At 41.7% G+C, this 22,689-nt stretch carries 37 protein-coding genes; 26 read left to right on the top strand and 11 right to left on the bottom strand.

What is annotated here, in order from left to right:
- Positions 1 to 13 precede the first annotated feature (13 nt).
- On the top strand, positions 14 to 781 hold the full coding sequence (locus I6E80_RS06630) for a hypothetical protein (RefSeq protein WP_197183818.1): 768 nt from the start codon (positions 14 to 16) through the stop codon (positions 779 to 781).
- Positions 782 to 868: 87 nt separating this feature from the next.
- Here the strand turns inward: I6E80_RS06630 and I6E80_RS06625 are convergent, their stop codons facing one another.
- From I6E80_RS06625 to I6E80_RS06580, 10 genes are all read right to left on the bottom strand, one after another.
- Positions 869 to 2,044: a recombinase gene (locus tag I6E80_RS06625; RefSeq protein WP_197185140.1), complete on the bottom strand. Its 1,176-nt coding sequence runs from the start codon at positions 2,042 to 2,044 to the stop codon at positions 869 to 871.
- A gap of 1 nt (position 2,045) precedes the next feature.
- A complete protein-coding gene (locus tag I6E80_RS06620; protein ID WP_058549596.1) occupies positions 2,046 to 2,267 on the bottom strand; it encodes a hypothetical protein in 222 nt (73 codons plus the stop codon).
- A 98-nt stretch (positions 2,268 to 2,365) separates the two neighbouring features.
- Complete coding sequence (locus I6E80_RS06615) at positions 2,366 to 2,947, bottom strand: 3'-5' exonuclease (protein ID WP_197185139.1); 582 nt, start codon at positions 2,945 to 2,947, stop codon at positions 2,366 to 2,368.
- Between the two features lie 11 nt (positions 2,948 to 2,958).
- The gene (locus tag I6E80_RS06610; RefSeq protein WP_182671811.1) at positions 2,959 to 3,129 is read right to left on the bottom strand and encodes a hypothetical protein; all 171 of its coding nucleotides are present in this window, start codon (positions 3,127 to 3,129) and stop codon (positions 2,959 to 2,961) included.
- A complete protein-coding gene (locus I6E80_RS06605) occupies positions 3,129 to 3,887 on the bottom strand; it encodes a hypothetical protein (protein WP_197185138.1) in 759 nt (252 codons plus the stop codon). The genes I6E80_RS06610 and I6E80_RS06605 overlap by 1 nt, the downstream gene beginning before the upstream one ends.
- Positions 3,888 to 4,049: 162 nt before the next feature.
- Positions 4,050 to 4,313 (bottom strand): hypothetical protein, encoded by a 264-nt coding sequence (locus I6E80_RS06600; RefSeq protein WP_197185137.1) that lies wholly within the window; start codon positions 4,311 to 4,313, stop codon positions 4,050 to 4,052.
- A 112-nt stretch (positions 4,314 to 4,425) separates the two neighbouring features.
- Positions 4,426 to 4,590, bottom strand: coding sequence for a hypothetical protein (locus tag I6E80_RS06595; RefSeq protein WP_016899782.1), 165 nt, complete (start codon positions 4,588 to 4,590; stop codon positions 4,426 to 4,428).
- A 19-nt stretch (positions 4,591 to 4,609) separates the two neighbouring features.
- Positions 4,610 to 5,014, bottom strand: coding sequence for a LuxR C-terminal-related transcriptional regulator (locus tag I6E80_RS06590; protein WP_197185136.1), 405 nt, complete (start codon positions 5,012 to 5,014; stop codon positions 4,610 to 4,612).
- Positions 5,015 to 5,175: 161 nt separating this feature from the next.
- Positions 5,176 to 5,901: a zinc ribbon domain-containing protein gene (locus tag I6E80_RS06585; protein WP_197185135.1), complete on the bottom strand. Its 726-nt coding sequence runs from the start codon at positions 5,899 to 5,901 to the stop codon at positions 5,176 to 5,178.
- A 41-nt stretch (positions 5,902 to 5,942) separates the two neighbouring features.
- Positions 5,943 to 6,569 carry a LexA family transcriptional regulator gene (locus tag I6E80_RS06580; protein ID WP_197185134.1) on the bottom strand — a complete coding sequence of 209 codons (627 nt, stop codon included), beginning with the start codon at positions 6,567 to 6,569 and terminating at the stop codon, positions 5,943 to 5,945.
- Positions 6,570 to 6,696: 127 nt separating this feature from the next.
- Here I6E80_RS06580 and I6E80_RS06575 point away from each other — a divergent pair, with 127 nt between their 5' ends.
- A complete protein-coding gene (locus I6E80_RS06575; RefSeq protein ID WP_197185133.1) occupies positions 6,697 to 6,918 on the top strand; it encodes a YdaS family helix-turn-helix protein in 222 nt (73 codons plus the stop codon).
- A 111-nt stretch (positions 6,919 to 7,029) separates the two neighbouring features.
- Positions 7,030 to 7,269: a hypothetical protein gene (locus I6E80_RS06570; RefSeq protein WP_197185132.1), complete on the top strand. Its 240-nt coding sequence runs from the start codon at positions 7,030 to 7,032 to the stop codon at positions 7,267 to 7,269.
- Here the strand turns inward: I6E80_RS06570 and I6E80_RS06565 are convergent.
- The gene (locus tag I6E80_RS06565) at positions 7,229 to 7,669 is read right to left on the bottom strand and encodes a hypothetical protein (RefSeq protein WP_016899789.1); all 441 of its coding nucleotides are present in this window, start codon (positions 7,667 to 7,669) and stop codon (positions 7,229 to 7,231) included. The two genes, I6E80_RS06570 and I6E80_RS06565, sit on opposite strands and share 41 nt — an antisense overlap.
- 88 nt (positions 7,670 to 7,757) lie before the next feature.
- On the opposite strand from I6E80_RS06565, the gene I6E80_RS06560 reads away from it, so the two are divergent.
- The 23 genes from I6E80_RS06560 (at position 7,758) to I6E80_RS06450 (ending at position 22,688) form a co-directional block, all read left to right on the top strand.
- Positions 7,758 to 8,801: a PriCT-2 domain-containing protein gene (locus I6E80_RS06560; protein WP_197185131.1), complete on the top strand. Its 1,044-nt coding sequence runs from the start codon at positions 7,758 to 7,760 to the stop codon at positions 8,799 to 8,801.
- Complete coding sequence (locus tag I6E80_RS06555; protein WP_197185130.1) at positions 8,801 to 10,168, top strand: virulence-associated E family protein; 1,368 nt, start codon at positions 8,801 to 8,803, stop codon at positions 10,166 to 10,168. Before I6E80_RS06560 ends, I6E80_RS06555 begins: the two co-directional genes overlap by 1 nt.
- Positions 10,158 to 10,478 carry a hypothetical protein gene (locus I6E80_RS06550; protein ID WP_197185129.1) on the top strand — a complete coding sequence of 107 codons (321 nt, stop codon included), beginning with the start codon at positions 10,158 to 10,160 and terminating at the stop codon, positions 10,476 to 10,478. Before I6E80_RS06555 ends, I6E80_RS06550 begins: the two co-directional genes overlap by 11 nt.
- Before the next feature lie 2 nt (positions 10,479 to 10,480).
- Positions 10,481 to 10,822 (top strand): antiterminator Q family protein, encoded by a 342-nt coding sequence (locus I6E80_RS06545; RefSeq protein WP_197185128.1) that lies wholly within the window; start codon positions 10,481 to 10,483, stop codon positions 10,820 to 10,822.
- Between the two features lie 177 nt (positions 10,823 to 10,999).
- Positions 11,000 to 11,176 (top strand): hypothetical protein, encoded by a 177-nt coding sequence (locus I6E80_RS06540; RefSeq protein ID WP_157586737.1) that lies wholly within the window; start codon positions 11,000 to 11,002, stop codon positions 11,174 to 11,176.
- 15 nt (positions 11,177 to 11,191) lie between these two features.
- The gene (locus I6E80_RS06535; protein ID WP_197185127.1) at positions 11,192 to 11,959 is read left to right on the top strand and encodes a hypothetical protein; all 768 of its coding nucleotides are present in this window, start codon (positions 11,192 to 11,194) and stop codon (positions 11,957 to 11,959) included.
- 187 nt (positions 11,960 to 12,146) lie between these two features.
- Entirely contained in the window at positions 12,147 to 12,620 is a 474-nt protein-coding gene (locus I6E80_RS06530) for a lysozyme (RefSeq protein ID WP_197185126.1), read from the top strand.
- Positions 12,613 to 13,041: a hypothetical protein gene (locus I6E80_RS06525; protein WP_197185125.1), complete on the top strand. Its 429-nt coding sequence runs from the start codon at positions 12,613 to 12,615 to the stop codon at positions 13,039 to 13,041. Before I6E80_RS06530 ends, I6E80_RS06525 begins: the two co-directional genes overlap by 8 nt.
- Before the next feature lie 158 nt (positions 13,042 to 13,199).
- Complete coding sequence (locus I6E80_RS06520; RefSeq protein ID WP_058549610.1) at positions 13,200 to 13,556, top strand: HP1 family phage holin; 357 nt, start codon at positions 13,200 to 13,202, stop codon at positions 13,554 to 13,556.
- Positions 13,546 to 13,923, top strand: coding sequence for an HNH endonuclease (locus I6E80_RS06515; protein WP_197185124.1), 378 nt, complete (start codon positions 13,546 to 13,548; stop codon positions 13,921 to 13,923). Before I6E80_RS06520 ends, I6E80_RS06515 begins: the two co-directional genes overlap by 11 nt.
- A gap of 224 nt (positions 13,924 to 14,147) precedes the next feature.
- Positions 14,148 to 14,477: a P27 family phage terminase small subunit gene (locus I6E80_RS06510; protein ID WP_157137405.1), complete on the top strand. Its 330-nt coding sequence runs from the start codon at positions 14,148 to 14,150 to the stop codon at positions 14,475 to 14,477.
- A gap of 10 nt (positions 14,478 to 14,487) precedes the next feature.
- Positions 14,488 to 16,203, top strand: coding sequence for a terminase large subunit (locus I6E80_RS06505; RefSeq protein ID WP_058549613.1), 1,716 nt, complete (start codon positions 14,488 to 14,490; stop codon positions 16,201 to 16,203).
- Entirely contained in the window at positions 16,203 to 17,447 is a 1,245-nt protein-coding gene (locus I6E80_RS06500) for a phage portal protein (protein WP_197185123.1), read from the top strand. Before I6E80_RS06505 ends, I6E80_RS06500 begins: the two co-directional genes overlap by 1 nt.
- On the top strand, positions 17,444 to 18,181 hold the full coding sequence (locus I6E80_RS06495; RefSeq protein WP_197185122.1) for a head maturation protease, ClpP-related: 738 nt from the start codon (positions 17,444 to 17,446) through the stop codon (positions 18,179 to 18,181). Before I6E80_RS06500 ends, I6E80_RS06495 begins: the two co-directional genes overlap by 4 nt.
- Positions 18,182 to 18,251: 70 nt before the next feature.
- Positions 18,252 to 19,496 (top strand): phage major capsid protein, encoded by a 1,245-nt coding sequence (locus I6E80_RS06490; RefSeq protein ID WP_197185121.1) that lies wholly within the window; start codon positions 18,252 to 18,254, stop codon positions 19,494 to 19,496.
- Between the two features lie 54 nt (positions 19,497 to 19,550).
- Positions 19,551 to 19,805 (top strand): hypothetical protein, encoded by a 255-nt coding sequence (locus I6E80_RS06485; RefSeq protein ID WP_197185120.1) that lies wholly within the window; start codon positions 19,551 to 19,553, stop codon positions 19,803 to 19,805.
- Positions 19,806 to 19,810: 5 nt separating this feature from the next.
- Complete coding sequence (locus tag I6E80_RS06480; protein WP_197185119.1) at positions 19,811 to 20,425, top strand: hypothetical protein; 615 nt, start codon at positions 19,811 to 19,813, stop codon at positions 20,423 to 20,425.
- On the top strand, positions 20,422 to 20,751 hold the full coding sequence (locus I6E80_RS06475; RefSeq protein WP_197185118.1) for a phage head closure protein: 330 nt from the start codon (positions 20,422 to 20,424) through the stop codon (positions 20,749 to 20,751). The genes I6E80_RS06480 and I6E80_RS06475 overlap by 4 nt, the downstream gene beginning before the upstream one ends.
- Entirely contained in the window at positions 20,744 to 21,250 is a 507-nt protein-coding gene (locus I6E80_RS06470) for an HK97-gp10 family putative phage morphogenesis protein (RefSeq protein ID WP_064666961.1), read from the top strand. Before I6E80_RS06475 ends, I6E80_RS06470 begins: the two co-directional genes overlap by 8 nt.
- Entirely contained in the window at positions 21,247 to 21,645 is a 399-nt protein-coding gene (locus I6E80_RS06465) for a hypothetical protein (protein WP_197185117.1), read from the top strand. Before I6E80_RS06470 ends, I6E80_RS06465 begins: the two co-directional genes overlap by 4 nt.
- 1 nt (position 21,646) lies before the next feature.
- The gene (locus tag I6E80_RS06460) at positions 21,647 to 22,105 is read left to right on the top strand and encodes a hypothetical protein (protein ID WP_197185116.1); all 459 of its coding nucleotides are present in this window, start codon (positions 21,647 to 21,649) and stop codon (positions 22,103 to 22,105) included.
- Between the two features lie 8 nt (positions 22,106 to 22,113).
- On the top strand, positions 22,114 to 22,449 hold the full coding sequence (locus I6E80_RS06455) for a hypothetical protein (protein WP_197185115.1): 336 nt from the start codon (positions 22,114 to 22,116) through the stop codon (positions 22,447 to 22,449).
- 44 nt (positions 22,450 to 22,493) lie between these two features.
- Positions 22,494 to 22,688, top strand: a complete 195-nt coding sequence (locus tag I6E80_RS06450; RefSeq protein WP_016899812.1) for a hypothetical protein — start codon at positions 22,494 to 22,496, stop codon at positions 22,686 to 22,688.
- Position 22,689: the final 1 nt, after the last annotated feature.

Here is a 22,689-nt window from a genome sequence, read left to right as displayed (position 1 = left end):
AAAAGGGATATTTATGTCTAACACTAATAGTGAAACTTCACCAAAATGGCTCTTGATTGTACTTATAGCTCTTGCTTTTGTGTGTATCGGTGGTGTGTACTTATTATGGTTTAAAGGCGTTGGAGTCGGTTATGGTGGAACTACTGAAACATGGTCTCATTTTGGTAGTTTTTTTGGTGGCGTGCTTGGCCCTGTTCTATCATTTTTCTCCTTTATAGGAATTATTTATACTGTTTATTTACAGTCAAAAAGTAATAAAGAACAAGCAAAGGCAAATGAGCATACGACTGAGGCTATTAAGTCATCTGAAATATTGAGTAAAGAAAATTTAGAAGAACAACGGAAACAATTTAAAGAACAAATTGAGTATGACAAACAGCAAAGACTTTTAGATTTTTTGACAAAAATATTGGACGAGTTAGAAAGTGCAGGAGGAGATGTGTACTCTGATTTTGTTCCAAAAGAAACTAGCGCAGCTAGAAAGCTTGGCCCTCACTTCAACTTATATTCTTGGAAACTTCGAAAAACCTGTGTTGTAGTTAAGAGGCTCAGGGATAAGCTGGACATAGATAGTGCTAGAATTGTTAATTTACTTCTTGAAGCTGTGATAGGGCAAATTGAAGGTTATATTAATGCTATTGAACAACATAAAAATGTATTTATTAACCAAAGTGATATTCCACAATCTCTAATTGATTTGGAAACCGCTAAAAAGGCTTTTAGTAGAAATCTCGAATACTTGAATGAAAAGTACAAACTAAAAGATGAAAATAATAAATAATATTACGTAAGAACCCGCTAAATAGCGGATTTTTGCTCTTATGGTTTTAGAGTATGTGCGTCATTGGGCAAAGTACACATTGGTGGTTTAGCTTAGGTTTACGGTCAAATTAGGCACTTGCACCCATTCTACTTGCTTGCCGAATTCGGTGTAGACTTTGGTTGATTTACTGTCTGAGTGGCCCATTCTGGTTTGTGGGTCCCAGCCTTGGGCTTTTATTAGGCGTGCAGAAAGGCCGCGTATTTCGTGGTAGGTTGGGCGTTCTTCTGGTTTTAGGTTGCTGTATAGGCCTAGTTGGTCGCGTACGTTTGAAAATTCGCGGCTGATATTTTTGCTTACTATCTGGGTGATGTGGTTTACCAATGCACTAGTTGGGTTCGAGTTCTTTTTAGGGAGCTTGTGCACGACGTAGGGCGATACGGTGTTGTCGCGGCTGTTGTCGATAATGGCTTTTATTGTGTCGTTGATAGGTATGATCACATGCGACGCTTCACTTTTATAGGTTTTTTGGCGGTGTATTGCCAGCTCACCGTAAATTTTACCGTATTGGTCTGTGAGTGGTTCTTTATACCAAATGCAACCACAGCGCCCAGGTTCTGCTTTTTTTAGTTTGTATTCTATGCGCGATACTTCAAGTACTGCGTGGGTGGTTTGCATGGTTAAGTCCATGGCTGTTTTTAGCCAAAGTGGGGCGGCGGCACGTATTTTTTCGAATGCGTTTACGTCCAGGGCTTTGCGCTTTTTGGCTTCTTTTGGTTTTTTAATTTTAAGCGCAGCTGGGTTGGTGAGCATGTGGCCTGTATCTTTGGCGTAGTCGAATACCAGTTCAAGAAAGCTTAATTTGCGGTTGTATACGTTGTTACTGGCGCTTTGATGAAAGTGGTTCATGTAGTCGGTTACGTCGCTTAGGGTTATTTCTTCGCCTGGCATAGTGAAGTATGACTTAACGCGTTCGGCGTCGTTTAACCACGTAGATACAACACTGGTGCCGGGCTGTTTATCGGCGGTCATGCGCTCAATTATTTTATCAACCAAGCTGCTAAAACTGGTTTTTGAACCTGTATCGTTTATTAGGTCGTCTAGTAAAGAGCCGCCGCGTTTTATGCGGTTGTACTCGTTGGCAATGATGATTGCTTCGGTACGGTTTTGGCTAATAATTTTGCGCTTGCCGTTCACTAGTTTGAGTTGATAGCCGGCGTTTTTATCAAAGTATAAAAACGGCGGCAGGTCTCGGTTTTTGTTAAGTCGTTTTCTTGGTGCCATTTTAGCTGTTCGCTGCTAGTTGCAATGCAATTTCTTTTGCTTTTGCATGCGTTCCTGGTTGTTGGTCTTCGTAAATATACACTTGTTGGCCTGGGCCTACCAATTCACCTAGTACATAACCGGTTGCTACCCAGTCGCGGAGCGATTGATAACTTGGTAGTGAGTCGCTGTGAAAGTGGTTTTTGGCCCAGCAGCGGGCTTTCATTAATTTAGGCTTTTTCATAAGTCACCTTGCTCTCATTTGGCTGGTTTTTTTTCATTGTATGTTTACGTTTATAAAATTGGCGTATGCGAGCCCGTTGTTGGGCTATGCAATTGCGTTTAAATTTGTGCATTGGTGTTTAACTTTAATTGTTTGTAAATGTCGCTTACGTATTTAGCTTGGTGCTTGGCATCGTCTAGCGCGTTATGTGGGCTGCCTTTAAATTCGTTTGATTTTTTAGGGTCGATGCCTAGCACTCTACGACCAATATCTACAACGGTGCGTACGTCGCGATCGTTACTAAAGTGCCATGTTTTGGTCATTTTTGTGGCGGTGTAGGCGTTGGTTAAAATGGTGTTGTCGAACGTTGCGCCGTTACCCCATACAATGCGGTTTTTGTAACCTTCGATTTGGTATAGCCAGTCGTTGAGTTCGAGTAATGCATCTTTTAATAGCATGGTGTCTTTACTGTTAAAAATAGCGCGGGCTTCGTCGCTTTTTTTCATCCACCATTTTAGGGTTGCACCGTCTACTGTGCCGTAGTTCATGGCGTCTTCTAGGTCGATGACTTGGTAAAATTCTGCTCCAATGTTACCTGTAAGTGGGTTGAAAAATACGGCGCCAATAGAGACGATAACCGCGTTTGAGTGCTGGCCTATGGTTTCAAGGTCTAGCATTACGTCGTTTAGTTCTGTGTTCATGGTGGTTCCTGTTATTCCCAAGGGACTAAGCCCAGTTGTTTACGTTTGTCGTTCCACTTTTTAACTAGCTGGCAGGCTTCTTGTTGAAGCTTTTTGTTAGTTAGTAAGCGGCTGATCTCTTCTGGCTTTTTTGCTTTAAAGCTGACTAAGGTTTCGAGCGTTGCTTGCTCAAAGCTATTCATTAGTCGCTACTGTTTGCTAATGCTTTTATGTCTTTTACGTCGGTTTGCCAGCCATTTGCTTTTGCTCGGCGAAGCCATTTACCGCAGTGCTCAAGTGTTTCTTTTTTAGGGCGTAAACCACCTTTGGGTGCTTCTACTAGCTCGGCTTCGTCGTCTTTGTTAAGCAGTATTAAACCGCCACGGCCGCTCTGATTTAAGTAGAGCAGGGGCGTTTGTTGTTCGTCGTGCCCTTCAACCATGCCACCTAGGTGGTAGGGGTAGGTTTGAATTATGTCGTTGTCGTTTCTGTAAATTTGGTTTATTGCAGCTACATCTAGGCGGTTTTCAAGTTCAAGTATTTGCTCTTTTAACTGCGTATTTTTCTTGCATTCGTCTTGGTATTTACGCTTTTGCTGCTCTGCGGCTAGGCGTTGGCTTTCTAGGCGGTCTTTGTAGCTTTTAACTTTTTCGCGCAGCTTTTTAGGTGTGCCGGCTATTTCTTTAAATGCAGCAAGGGTAATGTTTGCATCTTGATTTTTGGTTAATGCCTGGTCGCGTTCACGGTTCGCTTGCGCCAGCTTTATTTGGGCGTTCTCAAGGTTTTTAAGTAATACAGCTGCGCCTTGTTCGTAGTCTTTGATTAATATGTTTAGCTTGTCGTTTTGCTCTTGCAGCTGGTCGGCATCAGTGACCAGTTGATCAAATTCGGCTACTTCTTGGTTGTAAGCCGTTACTAAGGTGTCGAATGCATCGACTACTGATAAAAGTTGGTTGGTCATGTTCATTATCCTGGTGTTGTAGTAACTTCAATTCAGCCCACTCGTTGAGTGAGCTGTCAGAAATTACTGGTTAAACCCACTGGTCTAGGTTTTGTTCAATAATTAGTAATGCAATGAATACTGTTATAAAGAGTGTTGCCATTAGGTTTTTCTTGAATGATTTCATGCGGCCACTGCTGTTTTTAATGTGCGGGTGTTTTCTATTAGGCTTAAAAAGGCTTTGGTAACGCATAGGTCGCGTTTGGCGCTGGCATTAAGTGCAATTGACCCTATTAGTTTTTCTTTATGAGTGTTGACCAGGACTATTACACAGAACTTGGTACCCGATTCGTAAAGGCGAAGTTCCTCACCCTGCATATGCTGGTTCATAAAGTGAATGCGTTGTTTTAGTTGGTTTATTACCAATGCTGTGAATACATTTAGCATGATTGTTCGTCCTTTTTTCCTGTTGTGTTGTTGGTTGGTTGCTTACGGCAACCACTCGGCTGGGCTAGTTGGGCAAGTGCGCGCCAGCAGGTTGTGAAACTTTTGCCCTGAGTTAGGCCGCGTGTGGCGGTGGCTCAGGGTATGGGTTGTTGGCCGCTTTAATATTTGGAATTACCAGTTCAAAGGGGCTTGCCTTTTGTGCTTGCTTTAGCGTGTGAAGTAACGGGGCCGTGGCGGCGTTATTTCTGGCTGTTGGGAATAAAAATACTTTGGTCATCGCTATTCTCCTTGTGCCGTTAGGCTGCTAGTAAGTCGTTTTGCAGTTCACGCATGCGGCGTAAGCGGGTGGTGCGAACTGTTCGGGCTACCCGAATAGTTCTAAAACTGCGTTCTAGGTCGTTATTTGCGGCACTGATTAGGCAAAGCACTATGCATACTGTGTAACGCAATACACCTTGCTTTATTGCTTGGTGCACGGTTTGGCGCATTGAATGGGTGTTGAATTTAAAGCTGAGCTCGTTACAGGCTTGGCGAACGGTGCACAGCTTTACGCCCAACACGTTGGCTATGCTTTTTTGTGGTAGGCCTTTAGCTACCAGTAACAAAGTACGGGCTTGTTGGGTTGGTAAGCGAGAATACGGCTTGGCATTAACGTGCATATCGTCAAGCTGGTATCCGGTTTCTGTGCGAATTGTGTTCATAGTGGTGCCTACAATTTAAGTTGTTATTTAGAATACAATCTAAATTGTCTAAGTCAACATTTAAATACAATTTAAATTGTATTTAGTTGGGCGATAAATTTATGGCAGGCATAAAAAAACCGCCGTAGCGGTTTTTTTGTTAATTTGGAAAGGTATTAAAATTAATCTACAAGGTAATTTTTTTGCTCTGTTTCAGTGACGACAGCGTTAAATGAATTGGTACCTCTATACGTAGTTTGCACTAATATGTGATCGCCTTTATCCCAGTAAACGGTTTTAACGTGCTCATAACTATCAGGATTTTTCATTTTACTCTTTATATATTTTTCGAATTGATAATGAGAGCCATCAAATGCGCTAAACTGCTTTTCTATAGAGCGTATACGGTTCATTTTTTTATTATAAAAAGTATGTTTCTCTTTATATTTTTCATTATCTGGAGCAAGGGCTATTAGTTTTTCGTAGATATCGAAGTTTTCTTTGGTTTGTGCGGTTGGAATTTTTGCAACTTTAGCAACCAAATCTAACTCTTTTGCTTTGTTGCGAAGTGTTACTAAATCAGGATCTTTTATAGTGTTATATGCACCGGCAGCTTTGATTGCTTTTAAGTATTCACCATCTTCTATAAATTGGTTCATTTGCTCTAATAGCTGGTTTTTATTTTTATTGAACTTTGATTGCTGGGAGGCTTGTAATTGCTTTTGTGCGGTTGCGTCTTTGGCACCTTGAATATTTGAGTAACCAAAGTAGAGTATTGCTAAAACCACTAATAGGCCACCACAGCCTAAGTTAGATCTTTTCTTTTTGCTAGTTGCTCCACAATTAGGGCAGCTTGCAGCTTTTTTGCTTATTTTATGCCCACATTCCTTACACTTTATTAATGCCATGATATTCCCTATATTTAGTTTCCATTTGATAAGTTTTTATTCTAATTTCTTTTTCTGTAACTGCCAATAACTACGCCACAAATAACTGCATCAGGCAGCATTTCAATTATGGGGTTAGGCCAATTTGGGTTAAGTGCTTTTAAGTATTTTTGTGACCCGTCTATTATTAGTTGTTTGAATGTAGCCTCAGTATTGCCATTTTGACGAATAACTACACAAGAACCGTTACGCGCTTCTACCTCTGGATCAACAAATATTATTTCGCCATTGATAAAGTCGGGTGACATTGATTCACCTTTTACTTTTAGTGAATAAGTGGCTTTACTGTGTTTTTCTGGGCATGGGTAAAACTCATCTATATCGTTTAAATGAATATCAGCCCAATGGCCAGCCTGAACCCAACTGATTAATGGCACACTTGAACAAAATTGAGTAACTCCAACGGCATTATTTTCAGCTAAATCCATATTGCCACCGCCAGACTCTAACCAATCTGCAGATACATTAAGGAACCTAGCTATAGCGACAAGGTTTCTAGGCTTTAACGTTTTTCCTGAGCAAATGGCATGAATTGACTGTTGGCTAGTACCTATTGCACTAGCGACCTTTTCTTGAGTTATGTTTCTAATTTCTAGTACATAACCTAAACGCTTAGCTAATGTGTTCATAAGTATTCAATTTAATAGTTTTATTCATTTTACAAGGGAATTTGTACAATTAAAAACAACATAAGTTGTTGTAAAATACAATTTAAGTTGTATTATGTGCGTATGTAATTTTAAAATAGGTATCAAAATGAGTACTTACACTTCATTACAAAAAGCGATTTCTACCTTAGGCGGGCAAGTAAAACTTGCCGATGCAATTAATACTTCGCAGCAAAATGTTTCTAATTGGCTCAGAACTGGAAAAGTGTCACCTGATAAAGTGATTCTTATCGAAAAAGTAACGGGGGTTTCTCGCTATGAACTTCGGCCTGATATTTATCCGCTTGAGGAAAGTAAGCAGGCTGCTTAGTTTTATGGTTTTCATGGGATTTGTTCCTGTGTTGTTGTGCGGTTAATTTTAGACCAATAACAATAAGGGCATGCAGAGCGTGTGATATATGTTTTTTTATACAGGTGATTTATGGATAACAAAAAAAACGAATGTATTGGTGTGGCAACTTTCAATATTGGTGGTGAGACTAAACAATTTGGTTTAACTAAAGATGATTTTGATATGTTTAGGCTAAGAAAAAAAAAGCTTCAAGACAGTATTAAATCAATGACAGATAGCCTGAAGCATTTTAGTGAAGAGAGAGTAAAGCTAGAAAGTCAGCTTGCTGTTATTCACCAGGCTGAAGCCAATTTTCCGGTAAAAGATTAAGGGCTGGGCCGGTGCACTTCAGCTTGGCTATATCATATTGGCGATCGTTATATTTGAAGAAGTATTCGTTACCTTCCTTTGTAGCAATATATTGTTCAAACCAACTAGGTACTTGCTTTACTTTAAATTGTGTAACGGTTAATCCTTTCTCTGTAATTGTGTATGAGTCTTTATCACCAGTTGAACGGCGGATATACCCCTCGTCATTTAGCCAATTTAAAGTTGGATTAAATGATTTATCCATATCTTTGATGAGGCGGTTTATTCCGTGTTCATCAAAAAAAGCTAGGATTTTATCTTTGCTTAAAGATACTTCAAATGGAAAGTTTTTAGCTGTGTGATGGAGAACAAGTGAACTAACTAAAACAAATTGGTTTTGTGCGTCAAGTTCTAAAGACATTTTTTGCTTCCTTATTTTGGTTTGTTGGTTTGGTTACTGAACATACTAATTTAAGGGAGCCCTTTAATACAACACAGGAATAATAACAATGCAGCAAACGACTTTGCAGGATTTACAGGATGCATTGCAGTACCTTGACCCTAATTGCTCACGCGATGAGTGGGTTAAGGTGGGCATGGGTATTAAAAATGAGTTTGGTGATGCGGGCTTTGATGCGTTTGATAATTGGAGCGCTGGCAGTGAACAATATAAACCAAGCGATATTAAAAGCACCTGGCGTAGCATTAGGGCTGGCGGCGGTACTACTATTAAAACCGTTTTTGGTATGGCTAAAGATAATGGCTTTACTGTTAAACGTGAACCGATATCCCCAGAAGAACAAGCCAGACTAAATAAAGAATTTGCACAACGTGCTAAAAAGCGCGAAGCGCAAGAGGCAGAAGATGCAGCCGCGCGCCAGCGTTGGCATGGGGTGATTGCCGATTTTTCCAAAATACTTGTCGAACAATTTACTAAACCTGTTAACTCTAATAAATATTTGGCTGCCAAGAAGGTGGCCAGTTTTGGTTTAAGCAGCTTTAAAAGTGCTGTGATAGTTATATTTAGGCCTAATTTTACGGCTGAGGCTGTGACAGGTGGTAAAGAAATTAAACAATTTTTTGCTGATTTGCCTGATAAGGAAACCCGCGATTTTAGTTTTTTACATTTTAAGCGTGGTGATTTAGTGATGCCGTTAATTGATATTGAAAAGGTGCTTTGGAATATTCAGATTATTAATGAGCAGGGAACTAAGTTGTTTTTAAAGCATGGCCGTAAGGCTGGGTTGTTTCATTTTATTGGTAAGGCGAGCAGCTGTAATATTTTAGCGGTTTGTGAGGGTTATGCCACTGGGGCGAGCATTCATATGGCAACTAAGTGGCCATGTGCAGTGGCGCTTGATGCGGGCAATTTGATGGCGGTGGCCACTGAGCTTAAACACAAGCTTGCTGATAAAACCTTTATATTTTGTGCTGATGACGATGCCAATACGAAGGGGAACCCGGGCGTAAGTATGGCTAATGATGCTGCAGCTGCGGTGGGTGGTTTGGTAGCAATACCTGACTTTGCTGCTGTTGTGGATAAGGCGGCATAATGGCTAAAAGTAGTTTAAACGATTGGAATGATTTACACGTTAATGCTGGCCTTGATGCGGTTAAAGCACAGTTACTGAGTGTGGTCGATAAGCCTAGTGCTAATGATGGTAATAAAGAAAATAACCCGCCGCCGCAAAACGCTGACGCGCGACAGCGTTCAGTGGGGGATGAGCAGTGGCAAGACCGTTTCCAAAGAACGAATTCGGGCATGCCTCAAGCAAGTATTAGTAATACTAAACTGGTGCTTGAAAATGACCCTGCTTTTGATGGCGTTTTGGGCTATTGCGACTTTAGTTACCGCATTATTAAACGTAAGAAGCCGCCTTTTTTAAAGGGTAAGGTGGGTGAGTGGACCGACACTGACACTGAGCGCTTACGTATTTACCTTTCTGAAACCTATGGTTTTACGCCTAGGGCCAATGATGTGCTGGGTGCTATTTTGGTTCATTCAGAAGAGCATGCATTTCACCCTGTTAAAGATTATTTAAATACCGTTAAGTGGGATGGTACGCCACGCGTTGCTGTGTGGTTGCATAATTACTTGGGCGCTGAAGATACTGAATATGCGGCTATGGTTGGGACGTTCTTTTTGGTTTCGGCTGTGGCGCGGGTGATGTGCCCGCCAGTTAAGGTGGATTCGGTGTTAATACTTGAGGGTAACCAGGGCTTAGGTAAGTCGACCATGTGCAATAATTTGTTTGGTGATTGGTTTACAGATACGCCTATGGCGCTTGGTGAGAAAGATACGTTTCAGCAAATGCAGGGGATGTGGGGTATTGAGTTGGCTGAGCTTGATTCGTTCAATAAGGCTGAAAATACCAAGGCTAAACAGTTTTTTGGCTCTAAGGTTGATAGGTACCGCCCGAGTTATGGCCGTATGGTGCAGGAGTTCCCGAGGCAGTGTGTTTTTGTGGGTACCACTAACCAAGATAGGTATTTAAAGGATTCTACGGGTAACCGACGATATTGGCCTGTGATGTGTACGAAGATATGCCAGGATGCGATTGCCCGTGATAGGGACCAGCTTTGGGCTGAGGCGCTTCATTTGTTTAATGGTGGTATGCCGTGGTGGCCTACTGATGAATATAAGCATTTGTTTGAAGAACAGCAGGAAGATAGGTTTGACTCTGATGTGTGGGAAGGGCTTATTTACGATTGGTTGCTTAAGAATATGCGGGGTGATTATTCGTTGGCCGATATTATGACTGAGGTGCTTGGTATGGATCCACATGCTATGCGTCCGCCTGAGCAAAAGCGTGTTGGCCAGATTATGCATAGGCTCGGTTTTATTAAGAAGAAAAAGCGTGTTGATGGTAAACGCCCTGCGTTTTATGTGCCGCCTGAGGGGTTTTGGAATGCTAAGTAAATTTTTTAGTATGACCATGACCAGTTGCGGTGACCGCTGTAAGGTGCGTGGTTGTTGGTGTGGTCATGGTGGTCACGGTGGTCATGGTGTTTTCGCGCACACATACGCGCGCGGGTGCGAGCGGACACGCGTATTTTGTACTTTCTATTTATATGTTTGTTCTTGTGTATGTAAAAACACTATGACCAGTATGACCACTATGACCAATACAGTAATAGTAAGGGTTTCAGCGGTTACGGTAGGTGGTCACGGTAAAAATAAGGGTGACCAACGCGGTTTTAATTTGTTATTAGGCTTTGACGAGGAATGATGATGCAGTTAGTTACGACGATTGATGATTTGCTTAGTGAGTGGGGTTTGTGGTCTCAGGCTGGTTTGGGGCTTACGTTGAGCTCTGCATCGAATGATGTGATTACGTCTATTGATGATGATATGGGTTTGTTAGTAGATCATGCGGTGGCAATGCTAGGCCAGTACGCACCAAAAACTAAGAAGGTGGTTATGATGAGTTACCGTTCTCAGTTGAGTACTAGGCAAATAGCTAAGAATTTAGATATTGGTGAAACCAAAGCTAGACAGCTGCTGTTAAGTGGTTCGGCTTGGCTTGAGGGCCATCTAATGGCGAAAGGGGTTTTAATTAAAACTGCTGCATAAATTTTGTATTTAATGAAGTTTTTTAAAGCTTAATTGAATATTTTTGTATTTGATTTAGGTATAGAGGGTCAGGTTTAAAAAATTTGCATTAAATAGGGGAGCGTGTTAATAATTAATTGTGGTGGTAAATTTTATACAGATGTGTACAATGCGCCGCAATTAATGGAGGAGTGTAATATGTTTTTTCCACTGCTAGGCAATCGTCAATATAAGAAAGAACAGCTAGAAACTGTGAATATTGATAGAGATGGAATTGTAAGCCTAAACTTAAATAATGAAGTCGTTCAATCGAAAATTAAAGCTCAAATTGATAAACTTAAAAAGTTAGATGACAGCAAGAAAGCTGCAAAGTAATTAATAAAGGATTTTATGGGTGCCTTAATTTTAGGTGTTGTGTTGATACTAGGGTACTTCTATCAGAGTAATCACCCCTACCGCCGTCTTCGTTTAGTTAGAAATTCAGGATATCATATCTATTTTAAAGCTGGTTTATCTGGCTTAGTTTTTGTCTTATTAGCTACTGCCACATGGTTGCTTATAGATTTTGTAGATCTTCCCTCTAATTTGGTTGATGGAGTTGAAGACAAACCCAAATTAACATTCATAGAACAAAACATTTCCTATTGGAAAGAGATTAAAGCCGCGGCGATATTCCTTATAGCTCTAGTTTTTTGTTCGCTGAATATTTTTCTTTGTAAGTTGCTCTCAAATAAAAAGAAGGTTTATGAGGAGTTAGCATCAATTGCTAATGATCTCGAAATGCTTATTGTTAAATCGACGATAGAAGTTAAACCAATTCGAGTGGAACTAGATTGCGGAAAGGTATATGTAGGCTTACCTGAAACTCCCGATTTTGAGTCAGGTGAAATTAAATATATTACCCTTTTACCACTTTTAAGCGGTTATGTTGATGATGAGAAAAAAATTGTTTTCAACAATAATTACTATCTGCATTATGAAGAATATTTTAATGGAAAGAGTGAAGAAGAGACCGAACATAATAGCATTAATGACTTTTCTATAGTTATACCGGTTGAAGAAGTTGTAGTTGCTAGCCGTTTTAGTATTGATGCGTTTATCGCATTCAGGAACGCTAAAGAGTCTGTATTAATTGGCCCACCTAACCCAAAGAGTTAATATTAAAAATAGTTTGCAATTGCGCGCGCAATAACTATACTAATTCAGGTAAGCTTAGCAAAGCTGCATCATAAAGCCCGAGGTTAACACCTTGGGCTTTTTTGTGTCTGCTGATTTATCCTTACATCCTGTTGTTGTAACCCGCTTTGGTTTTGCCTTAGCGGGTTTTTTACGTTTGAGGCCTTAAATGAAAGTTAACAAACTATTAGCCGCTGGTGTTACGGGCGTTCTTGCTTTAGCTGGTGTGATGGTTGCTGAATTTGAGGGTGAGGTGAGAACAGGTTATGTGGATCCTGTTGGTGTGGTTACGGCCTGCTTTGGGCATACCCAAACAGCTGAACTTGGTAAGACTTACACTGAAAAAGAATGTTTAAACCTGTTTGCTATGGACTTAGGTGATCATAATGAGCAGTTATTGAGAGCGGTGAATAATTCGCTTACTACCAGTGAGCATGTGGCTTACTTGTCGTTTCACTATAACGTGGGCGCTGGGAACTTCCGTAGTAGTGCGCTGCTTAAATATTTAAATAACGATGAGCGTGTTAAGGCATGTAATGAATTACCACGCTGGGTTTATGCTGATGGCCTTAAGCTTGCTGGCTTAGTTAAGCGCCGAGAGCTAGAACGAAAACTATGTTTGAGTGAGCTAACTGATGCTTAGTTTAAATAAGATTGTTTTTGCAGGCTTAGCAACGATGCTGGGCATTACCGTTATTAAGTATATGACCGTTGAGTCTGACTTAACGCAAGCGCTTGACAATAACAAACAGCTTAAAGCGTCTGTACAAAGTTATAGGAACCATGCCGAGTACTTAACTAATACGTTGGCGGTTGCTGATCAGCAAAATAAGCAGCTGCTTAAAGAGCGTGACTTACTTGCTAAGTTAAGAGCTGATCATCAACAGCAGCTTACTTCGATTAAAACTCAACTCCAAGACTCTACCTCGCAGCTAGATGCGTTAAGGCTTTCACCTAATGAAACAACTAAGACCTGGGCTAACGATTGTGTGCCTAGCACTGTTATCAGCATGTTCAAGTACGCAAGAGTTGGAGCCTGCAGTAAAGACAATAGTGCAAACTAAATATGAGTTTGTGTTGATGCCTAATGAGTTTATCAAGCCATGTAGTGTTAGTTCTCATGTTGTTGGTGATAATGCATCACATAGCCAGTACACGGCTTATTTAGAGTCTGTTATTGATACGTGCAATGAACAATTATTAAGAGCAAGAAGTTGGAACAATGCGAATAGAGATTAGTGATATAGCTACGCAGAAAGTTGTAAGTGCTACAACGTATAGTGCTAGCTTAGCCACTGCTGCAGGAGGAGTGTTTAGCTTGAATGAGTGGGCAATATTACTAGGGATTGTATTTGCAGCTCTTACGTTCTTAGCTAATTACTGGTTTCAGTACAAACGTAACGAGCGTGAAGCAAAGAAATATGAAGATGATAAGGAGTTCCATAGGGCTCGTATGAAAGAGTTGCTTTTGGAAGACTCCAAGCATCAGCAGAAGCGCTTTGATGAACTTCTTGAAATTGATGCTAACTATAGAAAAGAGCGTATCAATAAGATTCTGGAACAGCGCAGTGGCAACTAAGCCTGGTACTTGGTGCACTAAGTGCAAAGCTGTGCACAGAGGTGAACCATGCCCTAAACGTGTACCGTTTGGCCGTAAGCGTAACGGGGACAAACAATCAGGTAGAGGTGGCCGTGTGTGGCAGCGAACAAGAGAGTTTATATTTCATCGTGATAACTTCTTGTGTCAGATATGCAAAGCTAAAGGTGTTCTAACCTCTGTTGAGTTGCATGGCGCTTACCATGGTATATGTGATCACATTGTGCCGCTGAGTCAAGGTGGTGACGACAAGATAGATAACCTTCAGACCATATGCCAAGCATGTGATAAAGAAAAAACAGCACTTGAGTCACGTCAAAGTCTTAACCCGGGGGTAGGCAAAGTTTAGCGCTCCCCCACGAACACCGCCCCCTCAATTAGATTTTTATGCGGGGCAGAATTGAAATTGAAAAACCCATTTGAAGAGATTATTTGGTAATTATGGCAGGTAGATATCCATCAGTAGCAGAGGATAGAACTAACAAGGTAGTTCCGTTCCCTAACTCTACTGAAAACAAGGAAATTAGTGATAAGGACGCGAAAAAGATCGCGACCCAATCGCGTCCGCGTGGAATGTCAAAGCCAGAACAGCAGATATGGAATAGTGATATACCTGAGTATGTAAAGATTAATCGCTTTAAGCCTCACTATATTCGGTTTTTTAAAGAGTACTGCATTGTAATTGCGCGCATGGAAGCGGCCCTTACATACTTAGATGAAAATAATTGGAAGTATACAACTGAAGGCCGCAATGGCATTCAACATAAAACGCGGCCAGAGGTTAGCCAGTACAATGATGATTGGCGCAAACTGAATAGCTTGATAAATCAGATTGGTGGTAGTCCTGCGACAGATCAGCGGTTTAATAATTTGCAGCCTGGTCTATTTGATGATGTGTACTGAGTTCATCTAAATGCAAAACCGTAGTAATTACCCAACGTTTCAACGTGATCACTTAGCTGATATCGAAAAGTATGCATCTGATGTTTTAAGCGGTAAGCGGCCATCTAACAAATATGAGATGGCCGCTGTAGAACGTGAAAGCCACGACCTAGCAAGGGCAGGCAGTAAGGACTTTCCATATTACTTTGACCCTGAAGCAGCCCTTAAAGTTATTTGGTTTTTAGAAACCTTTAGCCATGTAAAAGGCAAATGGGCCAGAGCAAAAGGGCATGAAGGCTTGCTTAATTTGAGCGGTTGGCAAAAGTGGATAACAGCACAAGTTTACGGCTGGAAACATATAGAAACTCATCGCCGGCGTTTTCGTACAGCATTCACGTTAGTACCACGTAAAAACGGCAAATCTACTTGGGTTGCTCCCATTGGTTTATACATGCTAGCGAATGATGATGAACCAGGCGCTGAAGTTTACTGCGGTGCGACTACTCAAAAACAAGCAAACGAAGTGTTTAATCCAGCTAAAAAGATGGCGTTAAAACAGCCTATATTTAGGCGCCGTTTTAATATTGAATTGTTTGCTCAGCAGATAGAAAAAACAACGGACGGCGGCAAGTTTGAACGCTTAATTGGTAATCCTGGTGATGGTGGTTCGCCAAGTTGTTATTTATGTGATGAGTACCACGAACATGATGATGACGACCAACGCGATACGATGATCACCGGCATGGGTGCCCGAGAGCAGCCACTTGAATGGATCATATCAACAGCGGGTTCTAATTGGTTTGGCCCATGTGGGCAATTCCAAAAAGAGTGCCAAGAGATTCTTGAAGGAACCCGCACCGACGAAACCGTTTTTGCCATGATTTACACCATAGATAAAGACGATGATTGGCAAAGTGAAGAAGCACTACGTAAGGCTAATCCTAACTTTGGTGTATCTGTAGAGGTTGAGTTTCTTTTAAACCAGCTTACAAAAGCAAGGCAGTCAGCGCGTAAGCAAAACGCATTTAAAACTAAGCACCTTAATTTATGGGTAGGTGCTCGCGAGTCCTGGCTTAACCTTGAAGATTGGTTATCAGCTGCTGATACCGAGCTTACAATGGAGCAATTTACTGGCGAAGAATGCACAAAAGGCGTCGACCTTTCAGAGTCGGACGACTTAACAGCCGATGTAACGTGTTTTACACGCGAGATAAACGGCAAATTACATTACTACTTCTTTGCGAAAACCTATGTAACAGAGGCTAAAGCAAACGAAATAGACATTTATCGTGACTGGGTAGACCAAGGCCACTTAATTGAATGCGAAGGTACCAGCATAGATTACGACGAAGTAGAGCGCGCTATCGAAACTGATAACGAAAACTACCAAGTAACTGGCTTATTTTACGACCCAGCAGGTGCAGCACCTATAGCACAGCGCGTACAAAACAGCACAGGCATAGAGCCAATTAAGGTATCACAAAATTACACCAATTTTTCACCGGCAATGCGTGAGTTTGAAAACTTACTCAGGCAAGGCCGCATACACCATAACGGTGATCCAGTTCTTACTTGGTGCCTAGGCAACGTAATAGCCAAAGAAACCATGGACGGTAAATACATTCGCCCAGTAAAAGAACATAAAGACAACAAAATAGATACCGCCGTCGCTAAGTTGCTGGCCTTCATTGGCTCATGGCAGCCAGAAGAAGATGATGGTTCTAATCAAGAATTTTTGGAATTCTAATGTTTAAAATCCCGTTTTTAAGTCGTAACAGCAGCAAAAGTGCGCCAACAGTCAATAATACTGCAGAGCAAAACACAGCGATGCAGGATATAAATAACTTGTCTGATTTGTTTGGCGTCATGCCATCTCTGGCAGGACCTGCAGTAACGCCTAAAACATCAATGAAAGTGTCAATCGTGTTTGCATGTGTGCGTCTAATTGCCGGTGCAATTGCACAGATGCCCGTACATATCTATGAGCGTGGTGATAATGGCGATAAAAATCGCATTGCTAACCATAACTTAGCTAACCTTTTTAACTTACAACCTACACCAGTATGGAGCGCTGCAGCGTTTTGGGAGTTCATGGTTTCAAGTATGTTATTACATGGTGATGGTTATGCGGTGTTATTACGTGATCGAAATGGTGATATCGAAGAGATTTTACCAATCAGTCCAGTAGGTATGAACGTTGTTAATAACAACGGTCGGCTAAATTACTTTTTTACGCTTGATGATACCCCGCGAGGGTTTGACCAAGACGACATATTACACTTTCCGGGCTTCGGTTTTAACGGCCTTAAATCTATGTCAGTAATTCAGTGGGGCGCTTTCAACAGCATTGGCCTTGAGCTTGCCATGGAGCAACACAGCGGCGAGTTCTTTAAATCGGGTTCAACTCAGCGTGTGGCCGTTGTTAAGCAAGGCAAGTGGGACGAAACACAAAAAGAATCATTCAGAAATGCATGGGTTAAAGCCTACGGTGGTATTGAAAACTCAAAATTTCCACTCGTGCTTGATAACAGCACAGATGTAAAACAACTTAGCGTATCAGCTAAAGACTCACAGCTGCTTGAATCACGCGAATTTCAAATCACCGACATAGCCCGCGCATTTGGTTTACCGAGCTTTATGGTAAACCAAGAGCAAAAATCAACATCGTGGGGCTCAGGTATTGGTGAAATTGGCTTATCGTTCTTACGTTTTACACTTGGGCCACACTTAAACCGCTTTGAACAAGAGATAAATCGCAAACTGTTTTTAAACAAATCCATGTTCGCCGAGTTCATAGCTGCAAATTTAATGCGCCTAACGCTTAAAGACAGAAACGAAGCATACCGCCAATCTATCGGTGGCTCACAAGGTCCCGGCTGGATGAGCATAGACGAAGTTCGTAAGCTCGAAAACCTACCCGAGCTGGGTGGTAAATACGCTTTGCCATACGACCCAATTGCAAATAATCAACCAATGGAAAACGAATCATGAATAACAGCCGCAAATTAATGCAGTTAGTTAAAAATAACTGCCAAAACCGTGACCAAGTTGGTTATCAAGTAAAGCAACAATCACCACTGGCCAACGCAGGCGAAAGCCGCCCAGCATTTTTGATTTACGATGTAATTGATCCATGGTGGGGCGTATCAGCAGAAATGATAAAGCGCGACTTGCTTAGCATTACTGATGCAACCGACATCGATGTTTATATTAACAGCCCAGGTGGTGACGTATTTGAAGCAACAGCCATTTACTCAAGCTTAAAAGCGCACTCTGCAAAAATCCATGTTCATATTGATGGTATAGCAGCCAGTGCAGCGACACGTATTGCATTAGCTGGCGATACCATTGAAATAGCTGATTCTGGCTTTTATATGATTCACTACGCCTGGACGCTCGCCCTTGGTAATGCACAAGAGATACGCGACACCGCCGATATGCTTGATAAAGTCGACAACACCATTGTAAACGACTACGAAAAACGCACTGATGCAGGCGAAGAACAAGTACGCACCTGGATGAAAAACGAAACATGGTTTACTGCACAAGAAGCCTTAGAACATGGCTTTGTAGACAGCATTATGCAAGATGGTGCAAGCGATAAAACCACAAATAAAGCGTGGGATTTAACATCATATCAAAATGCACCAAAGCCACCACAAGATAAATTTGAGCAACGTGAGCGGCTAGAACGATTTGCCAACATGCTGCTAACTACTGGCTAGCTCCGCTGGCACAACTATTTAAAGCACCTTTGGGTGCTTTTTTTGTACTTAAAATTGAGGAAATATAATTATGTCTATTCAGCAAAAGCGTGAGCAGCGAAAAAGTTTAGCTGTAACCCTAAACCAATTAGTAACGGATCACCCAAAAGACCAGGCTTGGGGCGAAGACAAGCAAAAGCAGTACGATGACCTAGTTAATAAAATAGATGCAATTGATGGCGACTTAGACCGCCAACAAAAAGTGCTCGACTTACAAGCTAAGTCAAAGCAAACCATTCAAGACCGTGCCGATAATAACGGTATTTCTACTGATGAAGCTGAGCATCAACTTCATCAAGAAAAAGCTGCTTATGCATCTTGGTTACGCGGTGGTATGTCGGCACTGAATGAAAACGAACGAGCAGCAGTACAAGCACGTATCGACAGCCCTAAAAATACTATGAGTACAGGGCAAGGTTCAGAAGGTGGCTATTTAACAGCTGATGAAATTGCACCAGGCATTTCACAAGCGCTTAAAGCGTATGGCGGCATGCGAGAGCTGGCAACAGTAGTGCCAACTGCAACCGGCTCTACAATTCCATGGCCTACAGCTAACGCAACGGCTGAGCAAGGCGAATGGTTAGCAGAAAATGGCACAGCAGATGATGAAGATACTTCATTTGGTGTTCGTAACATTGATACGCACATGATCAGCTCTAAAGTGATTGCGGTACCGTTCCAATTATTGCAAGACACTCAGTTTGACCTTGAAGGTTACATTAATAGTCAAATTGGTATGCGCATTGGCCGCACCTCAGAAGATGCGTTTATTAATGGTACAGGTACTTCAATGCCACACGGTATTTTAGCCGATACCACAGCGGGTAAAGTAGGGGGTTCAGGCCAAATTGCTACCATTACGTTTGATGACTTGGTTGATTTACAACACAGCGTAGACCCTGCGTATCGCCGCAGTATGCAATGCGGTTACATGATGAACGACGCTACAATCAAAGTAGTCAAAAAACTTAAAGACCTGCAAGGCCGCCCACTTTGGTTACCAGGTATGGAAGCCTCAGAGCCCAATACCATTTTAGGTAAACCGTATGCAACTAACCAGCACATTCCAACTATGGCGGCTAACGCTAAGTCGGTTTTATTTGGTGATTTCTCTAAATACATTGTGCGTGATGTATCGCAAATGTTGTTCTTCCGATTCACAGATAGCGCATATAGCCGCAAGGGCCAAGTTGGTTTCTTAGCGTTTATGCGCACTGGTGGCCGCTGCATCGATGTAGGTGGTGCTGTTAAGTACTACCAAAATGCAGCCGCTTAATTGATGCTCCAATTGCCCCTGTAAAGGGGCTTTTTTTATTTAAGGAATTTGACCATGGCAGCTAAAAAGCTAATTACTGCACGTGTACTGGTTGCATGTGTAATTGCAGATCAATCTTTTGAGCCAAACGCACTTGTAAAAGGCGATGCCGAGTTACTTGAACCACTTATTAAAGTAGGCGAATTATCAAGTGACAAAGCAGCGGTTGACTACTGCAGCAAAGAGCTAGAAGTTGAAGTTGTTGACCTTAATGCGACTGATGAAGACGCAGAAAGTGAAACCGACGAAAACACTGACGGCAAAGAGTAACAACAATGAAAATGCTCCGAAAGTTAATACAGGCGCCAAGTATTGAGCCATTCACTGTAGAAGAACTGGCAGCACATACCCATGCTGATGATGATCATCATGACTATTTGCAAAGTTTGGTACCTAGAGCGCGCAAACGTTTTGAACAACGTAGTGGCCGGTTATTAGTAGAGCAAACATGGCAGTTTGCCATGCCAAAGTTTTGCAAAGAAATTCACCTGCCTTACGCGCCGCTTCGGAGCATCACATCAATTAAATATATTAATAACTTGGGGCAGCTCGTTACTATTGACCCAAGTGATTACCGTGTAATTGAACATGGATTAACGGCCACAATTACTCCTAAACTAGGTGGGCAATGGCCAGCTGTAGGCTTTAAAGTAGCAGATGCAGTGCAAATTGAATGCGTATTTGGACATGGTACCCTCACAAATGAGGGTACCATCATTGATAATGAAACACTTATAGACCAGGACAAATACGACCTAGCAAAACAAGCCATATTAGTACTTATTGGTGATTGGTTTCGTAACCGTGAAGACACCGCACCGGTGAAACTTTACGACATGCCCAATGCCTTTAAAGCCATAGCTGATGAACTGGCCGTGGAGCTGCTATGAAATCGCTTGCTGCTGCTAAATACAATTGCAAAGCCAGTTTTGGCAAAAACACAAAGTCAAATGACGGCTATAACACGGATTCATTTGAACATGAATTTTACAAATGGGTAAATATTCAAACCGGTGCTGCAAAAGAGCTAGAACAAAGCGGCCAATTAATGGGCGAAATTACCCATACAGTAACGTGCCGTTACAGCAGCAAAATAACCCCAGCACATCAAATTAGTTATAAACAGCGAGTCTTTGAAATCATTGGTACGCCTGTAAATCAAGATTTTGCCAATGTACTAGCTATTATTGCCGTTAAGGAGCTAACCCATGCTTGATACTGGTATTGATATATCTGGCCTTAAAGAAATGGAAAAAGCGCTGCTTGAGCTAGGTAAAGAAATCGGCGCTAAAAAAGCCAGCGGCATGATGACCAGCGCCATAAGAGACGGTGCGATTAAATATCAGCAAGGTATGCAGCGTAATGCTCCAGAGTCAGACATAGTACGCATGGTTAAAACTAAACAAGGGCAAAAAGTCGAAATTAGACCTGGCTTTTTAAAATCCCGCATTAAAGTTAAAGCCAGCACTAACAGCCAAGGAAGAGAAACACGTCGTTTTGGTAAAGGCGTTGTATCGCTTGTACGTGTCGGCGTGTTTAAAGTGCCTTACATAGTGCAAGTTGAATATGGCACGAACAATCAAAAAGCAGATCCATTTATTCGCCAAGCATTTAAAAAGCGCACCAATCAGGTGGTTGTTGTTATTAATCGTGGTTTAGCTAAACGCATTAATTTAGCCCAGCGTCGTATTGCTAAAAAGAATAAACCAGCATGATAGAAAACAGCATACGCACAAAAGCACTCGCGTCATCAGCGCTTAGCGCCTTAATTGGCAATAACCTGCACTTTACTGTTAACCATAACTCAGATGATAACTATGTATTGCTTAGTGTGATCACAGATGACACACCAATAGAAATTCACATGGAAGACAACCAAAGCGAAGCACTCATTCAATTTGATTGTTACAGCAAACTACCTGCTACGGCCAAAGCAATAGCCAAAGAGCTTGATAACATTTTTAACAAACAAGGCTTTGTTGATGATGAAGTAAACGTGCAACTAGCATTAAAGCAAGGCCGCATACCCGACTTTGAAACTGGCTCGCATTTATACCGCGAGTCATACGAATATATTTTTAAATACCACACCATAAATAACGAGGTTTAAAATGCCAGCCACTCCAGTAACTACACCAGCCGCAGATACGGTTGATTCACATAAGTCTACACTGCAATTTTGTACTACGGGTGTAGGTGAAGTCGACGCTATTTTGCCAGGACTTGATATCATCCCACAAATTAACTCAGGCAAAGTATACGAAGACGACACCGACATTGCAGCCGATAGACGTTCATACAGTGAGAAATGCCTACCTGAGGACCAAGATTGGGAGCTTAGTTTTCGCCATAAACCAGCCAATGTAGACCAAAAAGCGTTTTGCGATATGGTAAAGGCCGGCACACCTATTAGCATTAAAGTAACCCGCGCCAGTGGTGAAGTACAAGATGTTGAGTTTTTACCACATGACTACTTTAGTGGTGAATCGGGTAAAGATTCAGGTAAACAAATGTTTGCTTGCATTGGCAAACTTCAAGAAGTTGACTTCTCAACGCTACCTGCAGCTTAGGGGGTTAAATGATTACAGCAGCCCAAATTATGGCGGGGAAGTTACCTACTTCTTCCCGTGAGTTTGACATTGAAGGAGTAGGCAAAATTGTATTACACCGACTGCCGGCAATGGATGAAGTAAAAGCCCGTGAGTTATTTAGCGATAAACACGCCGACCTTAAAAAGCTTGAGAAAATGGCGCAGCGCAATACTTACTACATGCTGCACGGCAAGTTTGACGATAAAGAAGCCGCTAAACTGCCTAATCTTATTGATATGCAGCAGCTGGGTATGATCCACACCACTGGGTTATTTTTCACTAACCTTGCTCAAGAGAACCTTGAGGCGATTGAAAAAAACTAAAACAGCAACCTGAGTTACAAGCGCTCTGCAACCTAGCAGATAGCTTGGGTTGCTCACTCTACGACCTTCATAAACGCTTATCAGCTGACGAACTGGAACTGCGCTTAGTCCACCAAGGGCTAAAAATGGGCCTGACATTCGACAGAAGCGAACAACGAAAAATTGAATACGAGCAAAAACGCCGCGAAGCCGAAGCGTTTTTAAATACCTGTCCTTGGCGTAAACAAAAGAGAAATTAAC

This window comes from Pseudoalteromonas sp. NSLLW218 (assembly GCF_015864775.1).
Classification (GTDB): domain Bacteria; phylum Pseudomonadota; class Gammaproteobacteria; order Enterobacterales; family Alteromonadaceae; genus Pseudoalteromonas.
Note: the sequence above shows the minus strand (reverse complement) of the source record. Positions and strands in the feature narration are given on the sequence as shown.

Bases quoted from the DNA above. Each gene is read 5' to 3' on its own strand.
- I6E80_RS06630 (WP_197183818.1), top strand. From the start codon at position 14: ATGTCTAACACTAATAGTGAAACTTCACCAAAATGGCTCTTGATTGTA.
- I6E80_RS06625 (WP_197185140.1), bottom strand. From the start codon at position 2,044: ATGGCACCAAGAAAACGACTTAACAAAAACCGAGACCTGCCGCCGTTT.
- I6E80_RS06620 (WP_058549596.1), bottom strand. From the start codon at position 2,267: ATGAAAAAGCCTAAATTAATGAAAGCCCGCTGCTGGGCCAAAAACCAC.
- I6E80_RS06615 (WP_197185139.1), bottom strand. From the start codon at position 2,947: ATGAACACAGAACTAAACGACGTAATGCTAGACCTTGAAACCATAGGC.
- I6E80_RS06610 (WP_182671811.1), bottom strand. From the start codon at position 3,129: ATGAATAGCTTTGAGCAAGCAACGCTCGAAACCTTAGTCAGCTTTAAA.
- I6E80_RS06605 (WP_197185138.1), bottom strand. From the start codon at position 3,887: ATGACCAACCAACTTTTATCAGTAGTCGATGCATTCGACACCTTAGTA.
- I6E80_RS06600 (WP_197185137.1), bottom strand. From the start codon at position 4,313: ATGCTAAATGTATTCACAGCATTGGTAATAAACCAACTAAAACAACGC.
- I6E80_RS06595 (WP_016899782.1), bottom strand. From the start codon at position 4,590: ATGACCAAAGTATTTTTATTCCCAACAGCCAGAAATAACGCCGCCACG.
- I6E80_RS06590 (WP_197185136.1), bottom strand. From the start codon at position 5,014: ATGAACACAATTCGCACAGAAACCGGATACCAGCTTGACGATATGCAC.
- I6E80_RS06585 (WP_197185135.1), bottom strand. From the start codon at position 5,901: ATGGCATTAATAAAGTGTAAGGAATGTGGGCATAAAATAAGCAAAAAA.
- I6E80_RS06580 (WP_197185134.1), bottom strand. From the start codon at position 6,569: ATGAACACATTAGCTAAGCGTTTAGGTTATGTACTAGAAATTAGAAAC.
- I6E80_RS06575 (WP_197185133.1), top strand. From the start codon at position 6,697: ATGAGTACTTACACTTCATTACAAAAAGCGATTTCTACCTTAGGCGGG.
- I6E80_RS06570 (WP_197185132.1), top strand. From the start codon at position 7,030: ATGGATAACAAAAAAAACGAATGTATTGGTGTGGCAACTTTCAATATT.
- I6E80_RS06565 (WP_016899789.1), bottom strand. From the start codon at position 7,669: ATGTCTTTAGAACTTGACGCACAAAACCAATTTGTTTTAGTTAGTTCA.
- I6E80_RS06560 (WP_197185131.1), top strand. From the start codon at position 7,758: ATGCAGCAAACGACTTTGCAGGATTTACAGGATGCATTGCAGTACCTT.
- I6E80_RS06555 (WP_197185130.1), top strand. From the start codon at position 8,801: ATGGCTAAAAGTAGTTTAAACGATTGGAATGATTTACACGTTAATGCT.
- I6E80_RS06550 (WP_197185129.1), top strand. From the start codon at position 10,158: ATGCTAAGTAAATTTTTTAGTATGACCATGACCAGTTGCGGTGACCGC.
- I6E80_RS06545 (WP_197185128.1), top strand. From the start codon at position 10,481: ATGCAGTTAGTTACGACGATTGATGATTTGCTTAGTGAGTGGGGTTTG.
- I6E80_RS06540 (WP_157586737.1), top strand. From the start codon at position 11,000: ATGTTTTTTCCACTGCTAGGCAATCGTCAATATAAGAAAGAACAGCTA.
- I6E80_RS06535 (WP_197185127.1), top strand. From the start codon at position 11,192: ATGGGTGCCTTAATTTTAGGTGTTGTGTTGATACTAGGGTACTTCTAT.
- I6E80_RS06530 (WP_197185126.1), top strand. From the start codon at position 12,147: ATGAAAGTTAACAAACTATTAGCCGCTGGTGTTACGGGCGTTCTTGCT.
- I6E80_RS06525 (WP_197185125.1), top strand. From the start codon at position 12,613: ATGCTTAGTTTAAATAAGATTGTTTTTGCAGGCTTAGCAACGATGCTG.
- I6E80_RS06520 (WP_058549610.1), top strand. From the start codon at position 13,200: ATGCGAATAGAGATTAGTGATATAGCTACGCAGAAAGTTGTAAGTGCT.
- I6E80_RS06510 (WP_157137405.1), top strand. From the start codon at position 14,148: ATGTCAAAGCCAGAACAGCAGATATGGAATAGTGATATACCTGAGTAT.
- I6E80_RS06505 (WP_058549613.1), top strand. From the start codon at position 14,488: ATGCAAAACCGTAGTAATTACCCAACGTTTCAACGTGATCACTTAGCT.
- I6E80_RS06500 (WP_197185123.1), top strand. From the start codon at position 16,203: ATGTTTAAAATCCCGTTTTTAAGTCGTAACAGCAGCAAAAGTGCGCCA.
- I6E80_RS06495 (WP_197185122.1), top strand. From the start codon at position 17,444: ATGAATAACAGCCGCAAATTAATGCAGTTAGTTAAAAATAACTGCCAA.
- I6E80_RS06490 (WP_197185121.1), top strand. From the start codon at position 18,252: ATGTCTATTCAGCAAAAGCGTGAGCAGCGAAAAAGTTTAGCTGTAACC.
- I6E80_RS06485 (WP_197185120.1), top strand. From the start codon at position 19,551: ATGGCAGCTAAAAAGCTAATTACTGCACGTGTACTGGTTGCATGTGTA.
- I6E80_RS06480 (WP_197185119.1), top strand. From the start codon at position 19,811: ATGAAAATGCTCCGAAAGTTAATACAGGCGCCAAGTATTGAGCCATTC.
- I6E80_RS06475 (WP_197185118.1), top strand. From the start codon at position 20,422: ATGAAATCGCTTGCTGCTGCTAAATACAATTGCAAAGCCAGTTTTGGC.
- I6E80_RS06470 (WP_064666961.1), top strand. From the start codon at position 20,744: ATGCTTGATACTGGTATTGATATATCTGGCCTTAAAGAAATGGAAAAA.
- I6E80_RS06465 (WP_197185117.1), top strand. From the start codon at position 21,247: ATGATAGAAAACAGCATACGCACAAAAGCACTCGCGTCATCAGCGCTT.
- I6E80_RS06460 (WP_197185116.1), top strand. From the start codon at position 21,647: ATGCCAGCCACTCCAGTAACTACACCAGCCGCAGATACGGTTGATTCA.
- I6E80_RS06455 (WP_197185115.1), top strand. From the start codon at position 22,114: ATGATTACAGCAGCCCAAATTATGGCGGGGAAGTTACCTACTTCTTCC.